Below are 15,484 nucleotides of genomic sequence, written 5' to 3' on the forward strand. Positions count from 1 at the left end.
CACCTCCTTCGATGCCGACATTGATGATGTGGACGCCCCTGCACTGACCGACTCGGCATGGTATGAGCCGGTCTCCAAAGCAGAAAGAGGAGCGTTCAAGATGACGATTACAACTATTGGATTGGATTTGGCGAAGAGTGTGTTTCAAGCGCACGGCGTTGATGGGAGCGGTGCAACGGTTCTGGTCAAGAAGTTGCACCGGAAACAGATGCTGCCCTTCTTCTCGAAGCTGCCGCCATGTCTGGTTGGGGTGGAGGCTTGCGGAACAGCGCATTATTGTGCGCGTAAATTGCTTTAATTTGCCCGAGTCCATTCCATCCTATTCGAAGGGGTGCTTTTTTGCTCTGCTTGGTTTAGTCGATCCAATATCTTCAGGGTGTCGGCTTGGCCGGGGCGTTCGAAGCCCTTCTGCCCCGGCCGCATTTCAGGCTATGGACAGATTCAGAATGAACCCGCACCTCAAAGGATTTATACTGGCTTGCCCTCTGGCCGGTGCGCCCGGCTGGAATCTTTATTTTCTCGCTTAGACCGGAATAAGGCCCATGGAAGACGCTATAAAAAATTGGCTAGAGAAATTGACCGATCAGGAGATAATCGAGATTTGGTTGGCTTCTAGCCATCCTGAAAACCCGACGCCGGAAGAAAGCGCGGCGCTGGAATTAATGAAAGAGCGGAATATTGATTTCTGAAACTTCAGAACAATCGATTTAAGCCAGGGATGCAAAATGCGCCGTTGAATGATTGGCCTAATGGCTCAGCGCCGGGGTAAAGCCTTTGTACTTCTTGTGATAGTCGCCCTTGCTCAGCTAGCACCGCATCCCGCGCAGCATCGCAACGCGCCTTGCTTGGATAGTCAATCACAGTCAGGTCTGACTGAAACCAACTAATAACGAGTTTATATTGGCTGACCGGCTGCGCCGCTGCAGGGGCAGATAGCAGTGCGAATAGAATAAACGCTGACTTCACCTCGCACCCCCAGTTGAAAATCGATTGTAAGAACCGTACCGCTGCAAGTCAAACTGTCAGGCTGCCAGCACCCCGGCAACGCCCTTATAGACGACTTTAGGAGATTCTAGCGGCATGGGACAAGTAGTTTAAACAGCGCGTTCAACATTGCTGGTCACTCCACTGTCAGGTCAGGAAAGTCGTCCACCTCTGCCAGTTCCACCCCTTCACGTAAGACGCGCGCGCGTCAGCAGTGTTTGAGTTTGAAATTGGCAGGCGCTCCGGTCATTCTTATATCGAGCGATAGCGTGCGGCTGGTCACAGATGGTAGCAATGCGGTTCATCCGCACACGTTCACTTGCCGATATTTGAAGCGAGATATTGGGCGACGAAATTGCTAACCGCGGGCGGCGTGAAATTGGGCATCTGCTCCATGTCGCGCAAATAGCCCGCGGTTTCTTTGAACGAATGCAGCCGGCCGCTGCTGATCGAATAGCCGAACAAGCCTGCAGCCAGTACCGTCTTTCGATCGGCTGTGGTGTCGTCGCTTTCACTCCGGAGGTGGTTGGATTCTATCGTTTTCATGATCCGCTGTTAGCGGGCTGGTGATTTGCTGTATTGTATGAAATCGACCTGTGCGCCACCGCACAGCCTTAACTCGGTTTCGGTAAATATGTTGACGGTCCGGTCCATTCAAATACGATTGAGGGCTTTTTCTGCATCTTCCTGCGTGGAATGAAAGGCGCCTATCAGCATTGCCAAGAGAAGCATTTGCATCGGTATCTGGCTGAATTTGATTTCCGGTATAGCTACCTTACTGCACTGGAAATTGACGACAATATGAGGTTTGTAAACGCGCTGCGGGGCATCAGCGGGAGCCGGATAGTTCGGTCAGCCGCTCTCGCAGCCTGGACTTCACCGCATCGATTGCATTCTTGCGGATCATAATCGCATCCGTGAGACGGTTTTTGCTTTCCGCGTAATTCTCGATCTTTCGTTCCAGCTCGGTGTCAGTTTCAGACGGCTTCACCGCCACGTCACCGGTCCGCAAATTGGCGACCAGTTCGTCGATGTTTTCGGCGCCCGATCTCAATTTGATCAGTTCAGATCGAGCCGCGGAAAGAACGGTTTCCGCTCGCTCAATCGCTTCCCGGTCCCGGTCCTGCTCGGCTTCAAGGGCGGCTATTTCAGAACGCTCTGGGGAATCATCAAATTTCGCCAATTTCTTGGCCAGCGTTTTATAGTCCGTCATGATTGAATCCTCCTGCTTCCAGCATTGCCAGCGTTGGTCCGGAGACATTCTGGATTGCTCTGTCCCAAGCCTTTCCGGAGTCACGGACCTTTTTGCGTTCAAGGGCCGCGGCGATTTGTGCATCGATCCGTGCATCGGCTGCAGCTCGTTTCCGGAGAGCTTCGACAGATACCGTTTTCGCCTTTGCGGGTTTCTGTGCCGGGGAGGTTGCCATGGGCGCCGGAGATGGCCTTTTCGCGGTAACGATTGGCGTTGTGCCGGCTATTGTCGTGGCTGGCTGCTTGCCATTCACGCGTTCGTGGAAGTTGTGGAAGCGGCCTTTTGGATTGGGTGGCCGTCTGTTTGATCGTGACATAATTTGAACCTTTCAGTCGTGAGTGATTTTGAGTGGGGTAATGCGAAATCCGATAATCTCGAGCGATCGACGCTGCACGGCTACGACAATTTATCGAGGCTCCATATAGTTCCATTCCTCGGCGCCACCCGCCTGAATAAGCTGACCCGGCCAATGGTGGAGCAATACCGAGTTGAACTGATGGAAACACGATCGAAGGCGCTAGTCAGCAAGGCAATCCGGGCTCTGTCATCAATAATCAATGTCGCGATGCGACAGGGGTTGGTCGCTCAGAACGTGGCGAGGGGGGCGACGGTAGCCAAGAAAACCAGCCGCAAGGACCGGGTGGAGATACCGACCAGGAAAGAGCTCAAGGCTCTGATAGCAGCCTGTTCGGATAACGAGCTGCCGCTGATCCTTACCGCGGTATTCACTGGTCTTCGTGCCTCGGAGCTGCGAGGACTTCGCTGGCAAGACGTTGACCTGGTCGACAAGGTGCTGAGCGTGAAGCAGCGCGCTGATGCTTGGAATGTTCTAGGGCCGCCCAAGTCGGAAGCGTCGATTCGCAATATTCCGTTGCCCGATATCGCCATAAAGACACTCAAACGTTGGAAGTTGGCTTGCCCGCCATCAAAAATGGATCTCGTTTTTCCATGCGAAAAGGGCACTCCGTACGGCTATCAAAACTTGCTGCGCCGGGTATATTTTCCTCTGCAGATCAGGGCAGGGCTCTCTCGGCCGGCTTTGGATCGGAAGGGCAAGCCGAAAATGAGCGAGTCGGATGAACCAGTGTTAAAAGGGAAATACGGGTTCCACGCTCTTCGCCATGCTGCAGCCAGCGGCTGGATCGAACAGAATATCGACCTGAAACGGCTTCAAACATGGATGGGTCACGAGAGCATCCAAATTACGCTGGATACGTACGGCCATTTGATCAAAGACAAGGACAAAGATGCGGCTATCGCGAGCGCCGCAGAAGCTCGATTATTTTCCTAGATGCAACACCAATGCAACATGGGCGCCTGAAAGCCTTAGAAAAGATGGGTTTAGGGTTGGCATCATAATCCATGTGTCGGGGGTTCGAGTCCCTCCTCCGCTACCAAAATCGGTCGGGCAGACACCGCATTTCGGGTGCAGTGATAAACCGACCGGGTGAATGGCCGGTTCGGATTTTCCTCGCGCCACAATATCCGGAGCCGGCGAATTCCCGATATTCTCATAAAGCGATGGCGGCGGCACAACATGCCAGAGGGCACCCTGTCATTTGGCCCGCCGGCCTGCTGATATTTGCCCCAGAAGGGACGAGCAAGAATGTGAAAGGCCCAAATAGACGTTGATTCATTCAATTTTCGCAGCCTATGATCCAGATCATATAAAGGGGGGGCGGCAGGCTTTAACAGTCTGCCAGAGACGAACCGTTCGGGATTCCGCTGGTGACTTGACCAGGGCAGGGGTCGCGGGTTCGCCCGGGGGCTAAACAGGAGGATGGGTTGAGCAAGATTCAAACAGCGCTTGCCGTTGGTATCGCCGGGACAATAGGCGGGGCAGCGGTTGCTGGGCTGATGCTGTTCTCCGCTGCTGTCGAGGCAACGGTTGCCCTCCAGACGAACATAGGCATCGGCGAGCGCCAATGCCTTTACTATGCCAAGCCGGGACAACCCGATTGCGAAATCCTGATATCGGGATGGCAGGAAACTGCAAATGCAGCAGGGCCGCAACCCATTGACCTGCCCGCGTCTGAATATGGCCAGCGCCCGCCCTCGGAAGCGCCTGAAAATGACGTCATGACGCCTGATGGCCAATCCGGACAGGAAGGGAACGAGGCGGTTGATCCAGAGGACTCTGCTCCGCTTGCGGCGGAAGACAAGGCCTATGTGCCACCGGCGCAGGCCGAGCCGCCGCTGCCGCAGTTGCCGGCTGCGCCGGTGCTGCTGCAGGGGGACTATCCCGATTGCCGCGACGACCATCTGCATCTGTCCGATCCGCATGACAAGGCGATCAACATCAACCAGTGCACGACCCGGCTGGACAATTATTATAACGACGTGCTGACCGCCTATCGCAAGCAGATGAACGAGCATCAGAACGAGATTTCCCGGATTTTCACCGAAAAGGTGGCTGGGCGGATGGAATATTCGGCTGCCAGCAGAGACCGGTTTTATAAGCAGATGCTGGAGGAGCATGCCAATTCGGATCCGGAAGGCAAGAATATGTCCGTCTACCGGGCGGCCGTCGAGCTCTACAATGCCGACCGCAACTATCTGAGCGACCGCTATTGCTACAACACCGGGTGCGGGGGTTACCCCGTTCCCGAAAATTATGGTTTCATGAACATGCAGACCGCGAGCGGCGAACCGGTGGAGCAGAAAAAGGCGAAGCCGGGCAAGGGCGAGAGCAAGGCAAAGTCCGCCGGCAATCCGTCGTGCAAGAAATCCCGGGGGCGGGGCAATCTGCTCGGCGGCATCTTTGGCGGGGTGGTCGGATCGGCGGCGGGGCTCAACAAGGTCGGAAGCCTGATCGCCAGCGCCGCCGGCGCGGTTCTGGTCGGGGAGATCGCCTGCAAACTGAGCGAGGACGAGCAGGAGAAAGCGGCGGAGGCGACGATCGCGGTTGTCGAACAGGAAAAAGTGGGGGCGGTTGCCAGCTGGCAGAGCCCGAGCCGCGGCGGAGTGTCCGGCTCTTCGACGGTCACGGCATTGAACACCGAGCCGAATGGCCGGAAATGCCTGACGATCACCGACGTTGCGATCATCGACGGCGAGGAAACCCGGATATCCAAGCAAATGTGTCGCGGCGCCGGTCAGTCGAAATATGCGATCATGGCGTGAGCCGGTCTCGATAGCGGGCGCTTGAACAAAAAGCTGCTATTGCCATCCAAATCTATTCTTCGCCGGTCCGGGCGGTGATAGCTCTTGCGCACCGGCCTCTAGCGTCCCTATTTGCAGGGTACAGAATCACAATCGGGAATAGACCATGGCCGAAACACATCGCACGAAAATGCTCATTCTGGGCTCGGGACCGGCCGGCCTGTCGGCAGCCATCTACGGTGCTCGCGCGGGACTGGAGCCTATCGTCGTCCAGGGACTGCAGCCGGGCGGCCAGCTGACCATCACCACCGATGTCGAAAATTATCCGGGATTTCGCGACGTGATCCAAGGTCCCTGGCTGATGGACGAAATGCAGGCCCAGGCCGAAAAAGTCGGCACCCGGACCATTTTCGACACGATCGTCGATGTCGATTTCTCCCAGCGGCCGTTTCGGCTGACCGGTGATGGCGGTGATATCTACGAAGGCGACACCCTGGTCATAGCCACCGGTGCCCAGGCAAAATGGCTCGGGCTGCCGGGCGAGGAGGAGCTGTCGGGGAAAGGCGTGTCCGCCTGTGCGACCTGCGACGGATTTTTCTATCGCGGCAAGAAGGTCGCGGTGATCGGGGGCGGGAATACCGCCGTCGAGGAAGCGCTTTACATGACCAATCACAGCGACGACGTGACCCTGATCCACCGGCGGGACAGCCTCCGGGCGGAGAAAATCCTGCAGGACCGTCTGTTTGCCAATCCGAAGATATCCGTGCTGTGGAACACCAATGTCGAACGATTTGTCGGCGGCGGCGAGCCGCTGGGTCTGGTGGGCCTGGATCTGGTCGACACGCAGACCGGAGCGACCAGCCATCTCGGTCTCGATGGCGCTTTCGTCGCCATCGGGCACGCGCCGGCCACCGAAATATTCCGGGAGCATCTCGACCTGATCGACGGCGGCTATATCCAGGTGATACCCGGCACGCCGAAAACCAAGATTCCCGGGCTGTTTGCCTGCGGTGACGTCATGGATCATGTCTATCGGCAAGCCGTGACCGCGGCAGGAACCGGCTGCATGGCGGCCCTGGACGCCGAGCGCTTTCTTGCGGAACAGGAATTTGAGCTGATGGCTGCCGAATAGTCAGGCGGACCGCAAGCCATCCAGTATTTTTTCGGTCAGCCATTGTCTGGCGTCGACGTCGGCGAAGCTGTGCGACGCGCTGTCGAGCGATGCCAAGGTGATCGCGGCATTGTTGCGCGTCGTGGCAAAATCCTGGCTGTTCCAGGCGGCCAGAAAGGCACGGGCCGTGGTATCCCGCTTTGCGACAAGGATAAGGCAATCGCTTTGCACGCCGGACAGCGCGTCGCGCAATCGCAACGAGAGGCTGCTGTTGCCCTCCGATCGCGAGGCTTGCCGAAGGCCCTTCAGAAGCTTTTTGATATCTATCTTGCCAGACACCAGATCGACAATCGTCCTCGGATTCCTGATGCGGTCCCAATAGCGGGAGCGGATGGCGGCGGATGACAATGTCGGTTCGTCCGCTGCACGGTCGACGACCGATTCGATCACCCAGGGATTGGCCAGTATATAGCCATCCAGTCCGGCGTCCGGGCCGAACAACGCAAGAGCGGTTGCTGCGTCGCAATTGCCAAACGCCACGATCCGCTTGATCTGATGCTCGCGCCGCAGGAATTGTGCCGCGGCTGCAATCTCGGCTGCGCTCCCCAGAAAGCCCTTGTTCTGGCCGGAGCTTTCGCCGATTCCCCGCCGGTCATAGCGCAACACGGGAAAGCCGGCCGCGGATATCCGCAAGGCCAACTGTGCCATGCCGGCATGAGCACCGGAACGGATTTCATTGCCGCCGCTGACGATCAGCAACGCCGTAGCACCCGGCGCGGCATCGAATGTCGCTGCCAGCACGTCGCCTTCGCATGAAATCGGAGCGAAGCTTCGCGTCATTGCTTCACCCATTCAGCGATGTCCCTGCCGATTGCCAGAGACATGGCCGGGTCATCATCGGGCTCGGCGCGAAGCCAGAGGGCAGAGCCGGTGATCTGCCGATCCGACGGCTTGTTGTCCGATTCAAGACGGACGACATTCTGAGACTCAAATGTCGGGATATCGGCAGCGTCGAGTTGCGCAAAAAGTTCCGAACCGATGATATTGCCCGCCAGTTCCAGCGGTGCCTTCCCGGCCCTGATCGTCAGGTCGGCGATGCTCGTGTTGAGGCCGGATTCCCGGTCTGCGGCGACTTTGGTGCGCAACATGGTCCGCAAGATCGCCGCGCCTTTTGCAGGGGTGAATATCCAGTGATTGGCGGCGTTCAACCCGCTCACTGTCAAAACGCCGCCCCGAAAAGAGGCGATATGCGATATGCCATGCTGCCTTGCGCAGGCGGCCATTGCATCTTGCCAGTCGGACAGGGTTACCCGATCGAGCGCGACCTGGCTTTCATTGGTGCCCGGCAAATCCGGCAGGAAGCCGCCCACCGACAGACCTTCCAAAGCTTCCAGCACGCCGACGAGCATCCGGCGCATCCGGTTCATCTCGTCAAAAAGCGGCGGTACCAGCATGACCCGATGCGCAAGCGGGGTGGACGGGCACAAACACAGTTCTTTGCGGCCCGCAAATTCGTAAGTGCCGAATGCGGGCGCGGGCGTCACTCCGTGACTTTCATCTCGGCGAAGGCGACCAGGTTGCCAAAGGTTTCGAACAGTTCGCCGTCGACTTCGTCGTCGTCGATGACGATATCAAGGCGATCCTCCAGTTCCGTCAGCAATCCTGCCACGGCCATGCTGTCCAGCTCGGGGAGCGCGCCGAAAAGCTCGGTGTCTGCCGTGAACTCCGAGACCTGTTCTGCGCTTAGACCCAAAATATCCCGCATCACGGCACGCACGGCTGCTTCCGGCGTCAAATCGACTTCATTCTGCATCAAAAAACCCCCGAATCCCGGATAACGGCGCTTCCCTAATGCGAAGCGCGGCTTGCGGCAAGGCCCGAGAGATAGTGCCGCAAAATTGGTAGCCAGGACAACGGATGGTTGGGCCATAACAATTCCAGCCGATAGCGATCCCGGACATCTTCCATCCACTCGCGCTTGTAGCCGTCATTCCCGGTGCCGAAATCGATCAGATTGACCTGGTCGATATCAATGACGTGCTGAAACATCGCCACCGATAGCAGGGTTCCGGGTGACGATTTCGTCGCATCTTCGATATGGGCGAGCTTGTGGATCAGCGCTTCGCCGTTTTCCACGGTCCAGAATTGGGCTGCGACAGGTACTCCATCTATATAGGCCAGGCCCAGCCGCATGCAGCCGGCTTCCGCTTCCTGTCGGGCGAGCTTTCGCAGAAAATCCGGATTGCCTTCTTCGGGTTTCCAGCTGCGTTCGTAGACGGATTCATAGTCATTCCAGTCCTCGTCCGAGAATTGCCTTTCAATGCGGACCGACACCAAATTCTTCTTTTCCTTGCGCCGGACGGTGTTGCGCAACTGACCGGGCCGCTCGGCCCAATATTGGTCAAAAGTCCGTCCCTTGACGTTCAGGATATGATTGTCGTCTGCCTTTGATCGGAACACGACCCAGCCGGCCTGTTCAAAGGCTCGCTCGGTCAGGCTTGCCGCGCCGTCTTCGTCCGGTACCGGAGTGATTTCAATATGGTGGGAAGTGGACTTGAGCTTTTTTGCCAGCTTTGCCAGCAGCGCCAATTTGGTGACTTCGTCATAATCACCGAGAAAAATCGGCCGAAAGGTGAAATTGTACCAGTTGGCAAGGGCGGAATGGCGACCAGCACCGGTTTTCATTAGAAAAATCCATGCCTCCGCTTCGCCTTCCTTGCTGTGGACGATCAGCGGGCGTTTGTCCGGCAGGCACAGCTCATGCAGTGGCCTAAGCCATTCGATCCGGTCGAACAGCGATTTCTGGACGCTCCGGCCCAGTTTTTCTCCCGCCAAGGCTTGCACGGACTGAAAATTGCTATGATATTCACTGGTCATGGCTAAAGTCGTGTCTGTCACAATAATGCTCTTTTTCCCATAGGTTAAACATTGAACACCAATCCCGAAACCGCCGCATTTCCGCTCGACCACCTGGCCATCGGCAAGGATCCGGAGGCGAGCGCGCTCGTGACGCGTTCGGGAACCCTTACCTACAAGATGTTAAATCATCGTGTCGGACTGTTGGCTGCGTGGTTGCAGGGGCAGGGCATGGCGAGAGGCGACAGGGTGGCAACCTGGCTCTCCAAGACCGAACTGGCGTGCCTCATGCCGCTGGCGGCGGCGCGGGCGGGTCTGGTGCACGTACCGGTCAATCCGATGCTCAAACATTCGCAGGTCGCCCATATTCTTGGCGACAGTGGGGCCAGATTGATGATCAGCAATGCCGGGCGGCTGAAAACTTTGGATGGCATTGATATCCCCGAGGCCTGCAACCTGTTCGAGGACAGGGCGGTCGAGGAAGCGGTGGCTACGCTCATAACAGCCGTCGAACCCAGTGCAGCGACGACCGACACCGGGGAACTGGTTGCGATCCTGTACACCAGCGGATCGACGGGCCGCCCAAAGGGCGTCATGCTCAGCCACGCCAACCTGACCCTTGGCGCCGTCAGCGTGGCTGAATATCTCAAAATGTCTGCGGATGATCGAACCATCTGTGTCCTGCCGCTGAGCTTCGACTATGGGCAGAACCAGCTTTTTTCAACCTGGGTGGCCGGTGGGTGCGCGGTGCCGCTGGACTATCTCACGCCGCGTGACGTCATGAAGGCATGCGCCCGCGAACGGATCACGACGCTGGCCGCCGTTCCGCCGCTCTGGGTGCAGCTGGTGGAACAGGAATGGCCGGCAGAGGCTGTCCAATCCATGCGGAGACTGACCAACAGCGGTGGTGCGCTGACGCCGACACTGGTCAGGCAATTGCGGCGCATTTTCGGCCCCAAGACGGATATCTATGCCATGTATGGCCTGACCGAGGCCTTCCGGTCGACGTATCTCGATCCTGCCCTGATCGACGGTAACCCGACCAGCATGGGCACCGCAATTCCCTTTGCCGAAATTCTGGTGGTTGATCCGTCGGGGGCGATTGCCGCGCCCGATCAGGAGGGTGAACTGGTTCATTGCGGTCCCCTCGTGGCGCAGGGATACTGGAATGATCCGGAGCGAACGGCGCAAAGATTTCAGACCGCTCCGGCGGCCTCGCGATATGCGGGAACCGCGGTTTTCTCTGGCGACACGGTCAAGCGGGGAGTCGACGGCCTGCTGTATTTCGTCAGCCGCGACGATGCGATGATAAAAAGTTCGGGCAACCGGATCAGCCCGACGGAAATCGAGGAAGTCGCGGTTGAGTCAGGGTTTATCGCCGAGGCTGTCGCGCTGGGGGTGCCGGACGAACGCCTGGGTCATGCAATCCGATTGTTCGTCAGGGCCAACAATCGGGAGGTTGATCCAGGGACAACGAGTGATCAGCTGGGGAAATATCTCAAGCAGAATTTACCGAATTTTATGCACCCCCGGGATATCGTCGTGCTGGCGGACTTTCCAAAGAACCCCAACGGGAAACTGGACCGCACCCTTTTGGCCAGCATGGATGTCGAATGATCAAGACCAAACCCACCGGGCCGATCCCCGCCGGATTCCATTCTTTCAACGGTGAACTGGCCGTGGGGGGGCAACAGGCCAGCGCGCTTGTTTCGCAACATGGATCGCCGCTGTTTGTCTATTCGGCAGGGCGGCTTGACGTCAGGATTGAGCAGCTGCGCGCGGCCATGCCCCGCGACCTGGATATTCATTACGCCATGAAGGCCAATCCCTTCCAGCCGCTGCTCAGCCATATGGTGGGCCGGGTGGATGGCATCGACATCGCGTCCGGTGGCGAATTGACCATGGCTCTGGCAGCCGGCGCGGAGCCCGGCAAAATCAGCTTTGCCGGCCCGGGCAAGCGGGATGATGAACTGGAGCAGGCGATCCGCGCCGGCGTCACGATCAATATTGAATCGCCCAGCGAGTGCGAGCGGGCGCTCCGCATCGGCGCAAGCATGGGTAAAAGGCCGCGCCTCGCGATACGCGTCAATCCGGATTTTGACCTCAAGGGTTCGGGAATGAAGATGGGCGGCGGTGCGAAGCCGTTCGGCATGGACGTGGATCTGGTGGCCCCGACGGCACGGCATATTCTGGATGCCGGGGCGGACTGGCGCGGTTTTCATATTTTTGCCGGCTCCCAGGCTTTGAGCGCCGATGCGATCATCGAGACCCAGGCGCAAACGCTGGCGCTGGCGGCGCGGCTTGCGACGGCGATTGGACAATCTCCCGACCATGTCAATCTTGGCGGCGGTTTCGGCATCCCCTATTTTCCCGGAGACGAACAACTGGATATCGCCCGTGTTGGAACAGCATTGTCCAATCAATTGAAGCAATTGCCAGACATTCTTGCGAACACGCGGTTCGCGATCGAACTGGGCCGCTATCTCGTCGGCGAAGCCGGCGTCTATCTGACCCGCATAATCGATCGCAAGGTTAGCCAGGGACAGGTGTTCCTAGTGACTGATGGCGGCCTGCATCACCAGCTCGCCGCCAGCGGCAATTTCGGGACCGTGGTGCGGCGCAATTATCCGGCGGCCATTGCCAGCAAGTTTGATGCGCAATCGTCTGAAACCGTGTCTATTGTCGGTTGCCTTTGTACGCCGCTGGACCGTCTGAGTGACAATGCCGCGATGCCGAAGGCGGACGTCGGAGATATTGTCGCCATTTTCTGCGCCGGCGCTTATGGTGCCACGGCAAGCCCTGCGAACTTCCTGGGCCAGGGTGCGGCGAGCGAGATACTGGTCGCCTGATCCGGGCCGCCAGCGGCTGCCAGTCCGCTGCTCCTGTTCATCGGAAATTCAGCTAATCCTAACGCTATATTCACTATTTTCCAGCATATCCAACTCGTAAATTTGCGTGGATCGCCTGTTTTTCCCAGAAAACTGGCATCGCACGAGTGACTGATACGAGGTGAGAAAATGCGTTCTGCTATCAAAAACAAGCACTTGGCAAAGCTGATGGTTGGTGCCGGAATGGCGTCACTTGCCGTTGCCGGTTGCGCTGGCAATTCCAGCGGCCCGCAACTGCCGGCCGCGTCTTTCGTGTCGATGCAGGAAGGCCCAGGCGAAGAATATGTGATCGGGCCGCTGGATGAATTGACGATTTTTGTCTGGCGCAATCCCGAGCTGGGCGCGAAAGTTCAGGTGCGCCCCGATGGCCGCATTACCACGCCGCTGATCACGGATATGCCTGCGGTCGGCAAGACACCATCGATGCTGGCCCAGGACCTGACTCTGCAACTCTCGCAATATATCAATGAGCCTCTGGTATCGGTGATCGTCAACAATTTTTCGGGCACATTTTCCCAACAGATCCGGGTGGTTGGCGCAACCGACAAGCCGGCCTCCATCCCCTATCGCGCAAACATGACCCTGCTTGACGCAATGATTGCCGTCGGCGGCATGTCCGAGTTCGCGTCCGGCAACCGGGCAAGACTGATACGTTTTGATCGCGGCACCGGCAAACAGCAGGAATTTGCCCTGCGCATCGACGATTTGATGAAGAAGGGCGAAACCCGCGCCAATGTGATGCTGCGTCCCGGCGACGTGATCATCATTCCCGAAAGCATGTTTTGATCCAGCCTGCGCGGCCCATGACAGGAATCGAATAGACAGATGAACGGTCTCTACGACGAATTTAAGATAGCGGTGTACAGCGTCTGGAACCGGCGCTGGCTGGCGCTCGCCGTTGCCTGGGGGCTTTGCCTGCTGGGCTGGCTGGTGGTCGCGCTTATCCCGAACAGCTATGAATCGCAGGCCCGGATCTCGGTCGAGATGCAGTCGATTCTGTCGGACAAGGTCGGCGTGGATGCGCGTGAGCGGAAGAAGAACATGGAGCGCGTGCAGGAGACGCTCGCTTCGACGATCAACCTGGAAAAAGTTGTGCGGGGAACCGCATTGAACGAATCTGTTTCGTCGGACAGGGAACTGGCCGGCAAGGTCGAGATGCTGCGCAAGAATATCGAAATCAAGTCGGAAAAGGACAATCTCTTCGAGATCACCGCAAAATCGTCGGCCAGCAATCTTTCCGATGCGCAAAACGCCGTTCTTGCCCGCGATATCGTTCAGAAAATGATTGATATCTTTGTCGAGGAGAACCTCTCGGGGGATCGCGACGAGACGAGCCAGACGATCAAGTTTCTGGATGCCCAGCTCGCCCAGCGCGAAAAGGAGCTGCAGGAGGTCGAGCAGAAGCGCGTCCAGTTCGAGACGGAAAATCTGGGCTTGCTGCCCGGCATCGGTTCGATCAGCCAGAGGCTGGAGGCGGCTCGCGCCGAACTGGGACAGATCGATTCGCAGCTCAGCCAGGCATCAGGTTCGCTGGCTGCGCTGAACGGCCAGCTTTCGGGCACGCCACCATCCATTTCGACCCCCGGGTTCGGCGGAGGCGGCGGTGCCCGCGCGCAGCTTTCCCAGGCAGAAGCCAAGCTGGCCTCGGCGCGCGCGCGTGGCTGGACCGACAGCCATCCCGACGTGATATCGATGAAGAACGAGATCGTCGCCTTGCGGTCGCAGGCAGCCAGGGAACCGGCCGGAAGCGATGGGTATCGCACCCCCAATCCCGCCTATAGTTCCCTGCAAAGCATGCGCGCCGAGCGACAGGCCAGTATGGCCGCGTTGCAGGCCCGGAAAAATGCGCTGCAGGCAGACATGGCACAGCTGGTTTCCAAGCAGACGATGGAACCCGGCGTGGCCGCAGAGATGTCGCGGATCAATCGGGACCACGAGGTCCTGAAAAGCCAGTATGACAAGCTGCTCGCGGACCGGGAGCAGATCAAATTGCGCGGTCAGGTGGAATCGGAAACGGATTCGCTCAAGTTCCGGGTTATTGATCCACCATCCAGCCCGAGATCTCCAGCCGCACCCAACCGCCCGCTGCTGCTCGCAATGGTGCTGATCGTGGGGATTGGTGGCGGCGTCGGCGCTGCCTTCGCCATGGGACATCTGCAGACCAGCTATCCGACGGCGGACAAACTTCAAAAGGCCAGCGGCTTGCCCGTAATCGGCTCGGTATCCGAAATCCTGACCAACGCCCAGCGTGCCATCAACAAGAAGAAACTGCGCGTCTTTTACGGCACGACCGGCGCGCTGTTCGGTGTTTTCGGCATGCTGATGATCGTCGAATTTATCCAGCGCGGCATGGTCGCCTGAGGGAAAAGTCATGAACCAATATAATCCTCCCCGAAAACCCGCGTCGCTGCTCGAAAGGGCCGGGGAAATCTATGACTATATTCCCGTTGTCCGGACAGGTGAGCAACCTGCCAGGGATCCGGAAGCAACGCGGCCGGCCGGTGGCCTGAGCCAGGTCACCCGGGTGACCGCCCAGCCGATCGAAGCCTATGCGGGGCCAAGGGTGATCGTCGATCGCGACAAACTGCGGGAAGCCGGATTCATCGTTCCCGACGGTCCCGTGACCGGGATTTCGGAAGAGTTCCGGATCATCAAGCGTCAATTGCTGCTGGCCGCGAAAGGCAGCCAGAAAATGGCACCTGTCGCGCGCGGCGAAAGGATCTTGATCTGTTCGGCCCATCCCGACGAAGGCAAGACTTTTTGCGCCCTCAACCTTGCGCTGTCGATCGCTGCGGAAAAGGACAATGAAGTGCTGCTGGTGGACGCCGATTTTGCAAAGCCGAGCATCCTGTCCAGTCTCGGGCTGGAAGGCAGCAAGGGGCTCATGGACGCGCTGGCGGACCCGCAACTGCCGGTCGAAAGCTGCATCATCCACACCGATATCCCGGGCCTGGCGATCCTGCCGGCAGGCGATCAAACCAATGCCGATACCGAATATCTGGCGTCTTCGCGCACCGAACAGGTGCTGAACCGGCTGACGCAGAACAACCCCCATCGCATCGTCATATTCGATTCGCCACCCGCCTTGTCGGCATCCCCGGCCTCCGTGCTGGCTACCCATGTCGGCCAGGTGGTGATGGTCGTGAAAGCCGATGAAACCACCGAATCCGCCCTGCGCGACGCGCTCAGTCTGATGGGCGGTTGCGAGCATATTCAACTCCTTCTCAACGGCACCAAATTCTCGCCGACGGGAAGGCGTTTTGGATCCTATTATGGATATGGAGAGTAAGC

The 15,484-nt window shown here is 58.1% G+C and carries 15 protein-coding genes and 2 pseudogenes; 11 read left to right on the forward strand and 6 right to left on the reverse strand.

The features are described from left to right. Nucleotides 1-100 precede the first annotated feature (100 nt). Together V7650_RS11185 and V7650_RS11190 are read left to right on the forward strand one after the other, a co-directional pair. Nucleotides 101-292, forward strand: a pseudogene (locus V7650_RS11185) (IS110 family transposase); the annotation flags it as partial. A gap of 250 nt (nt 293-542) precedes the next feature. Further along, nucleotides 543-689, forward strand: coding sequence for a hypothetical protein (locus tag V7650_RS11190; protein ID WP_335656332.1), 147 nt, complete (start codon nt 543-545; stop codon nt 687-689). A gap of 610 nt (nt 690-1,299) precedes the next feature. Here the strand turns inward: V7650_RS11190 and V7650_RS11195 are convergent. After that, a complete protein-coding gene (locus V7650_RS11195; RefSeq protein WP_335656333.1) occupies nt 1,300-1,530 on the reverse strand; it encodes a hypothetical protein in 231 nt (76 codons plus the stop codon). An 84-nt stretch (nt 1,531-1,614) separates the two neighbouring features. Between V7650_RS11195 and V7650_RS11200 the strand changes: the two are divergent. Continuing rightward, nucleotides 1,615-1,893 (forward strand): annotated as a pseudogene (locus V7650_RS11200) (transposase); the annotation flags it as partial. Here the strand turns inward: V7650_RS11200 and V7650_RS11205 are convergent. Beyond that, nucleotides 1,814-2,281 (reverse strand): hypothetical protein, encoded by a 468-nt coding sequence (locus V7650_RS11205; protein ID WP_335656334.1) that lies wholly within the window; start codon nt 2,279-2,281, stop codon nt 1,814-1,816. The pseudogene V7650_RS11200 and the gene V7650_RS11205 sit on opposite strands and share 80 nt — an antisense overlap. Before the next feature lie 289 nt (nt 2,282-2,570). Here V7650_RS11205 and V7650_RS11210 point away from each other — a divergent pair, with 289 nt between their 5' ends. The 3 genes from V7650_RS11210 to trxB all read left to right on the forward strand — a co-directional run bounded on the left by V7650_RS11210 (nt 2,571) and on the right by trxB (nt 6,470). Beyond that, on the forward strand, nt 2,571-3,527 hold the full coding sequence (locus V7650_RS11210; protein ID WP_335656335.1) for a tyrosine-type recombinase/integrase: 957 nt from the start codon (nt 2,571-2,573) through the stop codon (nt 3,525-3,527). 494 nt (nt 3,528-4,021) lie between these two features. After that, entirely contained in the window at nt 4,022-5,359 is a 1,338-nt protein-coding gene (locus tag V7650_RS11215) for a hypothetical protein (protein ID WP_335656336.1), read from the forward strand. A 145-nt stretch (nt 5,360-5,504) separates the two neighbouring features. Then, nucleotides 5,505-6,470, forward strand: a complete 966-nt coding sequence (trxB, locus tag V7650_RS11220) for a thioredoxin-disulfide reductase (protein ID WP_335656337.1) — start codon at nt 5,505-5,507, stop codon at nt 6,468-6,470. Here trxB and V7650_RS11225 read toward each other — a convergent pair whose 3' ends face one another. From V7650_RS11225 to V7650_RS11240, 4 genes are all read right to left on the reverse strand, one after another. After that, on the reverse strand, nt 6,471-7,301 hold the full coding sequence (locus V7650_RS11225) for a hydrolase 1, exosortase A system-associated (RefSeq protein ID WP_335656338.1): 831 nt from the start codon (nt 7,299-7,301) through the stop codon (nt 6,471-6,473). It abuts the gene before it with no gap. Next, nucleotides 7,286-7,903 (reverse strand): hypothetical protein, encoded by a 618-nt coding sequence (locus tag V7650_RS11230; protein WP_335656339.1) that lies wholly within the window; start codon nt 7,901-7,903, stop codon nt 7,286-7,288. Before V7650_RS11230 ends, V7650_RS11225 begins: the two co-directional genes overlap by 16 nt. Nucleotides 7,904-7,989: 86 nt before the next feature. Further along, entirely contained in the window at nt 7,990-8,262 is a 273-nt protein-coding gene (locus V7650_RS11235) for a phosphopantetheine-binding protein (protein WP_335656340.1), read from the reverse strand. Between the two features lie 35 nt (nt 8,263-8,297). Further along, a complete protein-coding gene (locus V7650_RS11240) occupies nt 8,298-9,347 on the reverse strand; it encodes a GNAT family N-acetyltransferase (protein ID WP_335656341.1) in 1,050 nt (349 codons plus the stop codon). Nucleotides 9,348-9,377: 30 nt separating this feature from the next. Between V7650_RS11240 and V7650_RS11245 the strand changes: the two genes are divergently transcribed. From V7650_RS11245 to V7650_RS11265, 5 genes are all read left to right on the forward strand, one after another. Beyond that, complete coding sequence (locus tag V7650_RS11245; protein WP_335656342.1) at nt 9,378-10,922, forward strand: acyl-CoA ligase (AMP-forming), exosortase A system-associated; 1,545 nt, start codon at nt 9,378-9,380, stop codon at nt 10,920-10,922. Beyond that, on the forward strand, nt 10,919-12,154 hold the full coding sequence (locus V7650_RS11250) for a pyridoxal-dependent decarboxylase, exosortase A system-associated (RefSeq protein WP_335656343.1): 1,236 nt from the start codon (nt 10,919-10,921) through the stop codon (nt 12,152-12,154). Before V7650_RS11245 ends, V7650_RS11250 begins: the two co-directional genes overlap by 4 nt. A 207-nt stretch (nt 12,155-12,361) precedes the next feature. Continuing rightward, nucleotides 12,362-12,979 (forward strand): XrtA/PEP-CTERM system exopolysaccharide export protein, encoded by a 618-nt coding sequence (locus V7650_RS11255; RefSeq protein WP_442955287.1) that lies wholly within the window; start codon nt 12,362-12,364, stop codon nt 12,977-12,979. Nucleotides 12,980-13,018: 39 nt separating this feature from the next. After that, on the forward strand, nt 13,019-14,554 hold the full coding sequence (locus tag V7650_RS11260; RefSeq protein WP_335656344.1) for an XrtA system polysaccharide chain length determinant: 1,536 nt from the start codon (nt 13,019-13,021) through the stop codon (nt 14,552-14,554). Nucleotides 14,555-14,564: 10 nt separating this feature from the next. Continuing rightward, complete coding sequence (locus V7650_RS11265; protein ID WP_335656345.1) at nt 14,565-15,482, forward strand: AAA family ATPase; 918 nt, start codon at nt 14,565-14,567, stop codon at nt 15,480-15,482. Nucleotides 15,483-15,484 lie beyond the last annotated feature (2 nt).

The organism is Parasphingorhabdus sp. (assembly GCF_036964565.1).
Classification (GTDB): Bacteria; Pseudomonadota; Alphaproteobacteria; order Sphingomonadales; family Sphingomonadaceae; genus Parasphingorhabdus.

Bases quoted from the DNA above. Each gene is read 5' to 3' on its own strand.
- V7650_RS11190 (WP_335656332.1), top strand. From the start codon at position 543: ATGGAAGACGCTATAAAAAATTGGCTAGAGAAATTGACCGATCAGGAG.
- V7650_RS11195 (WP_335656333.1), bottom strand. From the start codon at position 1,530: ATGAAAACGATAGAATCCAACCACCTCCGGAGTGAAAGCGACGACACC.
- trxB (WP_335656337.1), top strand. From the start codon at position 5,505: ATGGCCGAAACACATCGCACGAAAATGCTCATTCTGGGCTCGGGACCG.
- V7650_RS11225 (WP_335656338.1), bottom strand. From the start codon at position 7,301: ATGGGTGAAGCAATGACGCGAAGCTTCGCTCCGATTTCATGCGAAGGC.
- V7650_RS11230 (WP_335656339.1), bottom strand. From the start codon at position 7,903: ATGCTGGTACCGCCGCTTTTTGACGAGATGAACCGGATGCGCCGGATG.
- V7650_RS11235 (WP_335656340.1), bottom strand. From the start codon at position 8,262: ATGCAGAATGAAGTCGATTTGACGCCGGAAGCAGCCGTGCGTGCCGTG.
- V7650_RS11250 (WP_335656343.1), top strand. From the start codon at position 10,919: ATGATCAAGACCAAACCCACCGGGCCGATCCCCGCCGGATTCCATTCT.
- V7650_RS11255 (WP_442955287.1), top strand. From the start codon at position 12,362: ATGGTTGGTGCCGGAATGGCGTCACTTGCCGTTGCCGGTTGCGCTGGC.
- V7650_RS11260 (WP_335656344.1), top strand. From the start codon at position 13,019: ATGAACGGTCTCTACGACGAATTTAAGATAGCGGTGTACAGCGTCTGG.
- V7650_RS11265 (WP_335656345.1), top strand. From the start codon at position 14,565: ATGAACCAATATAATCCTCCCCGAAAACCCGCGTCGCTGCTCGAAAGG.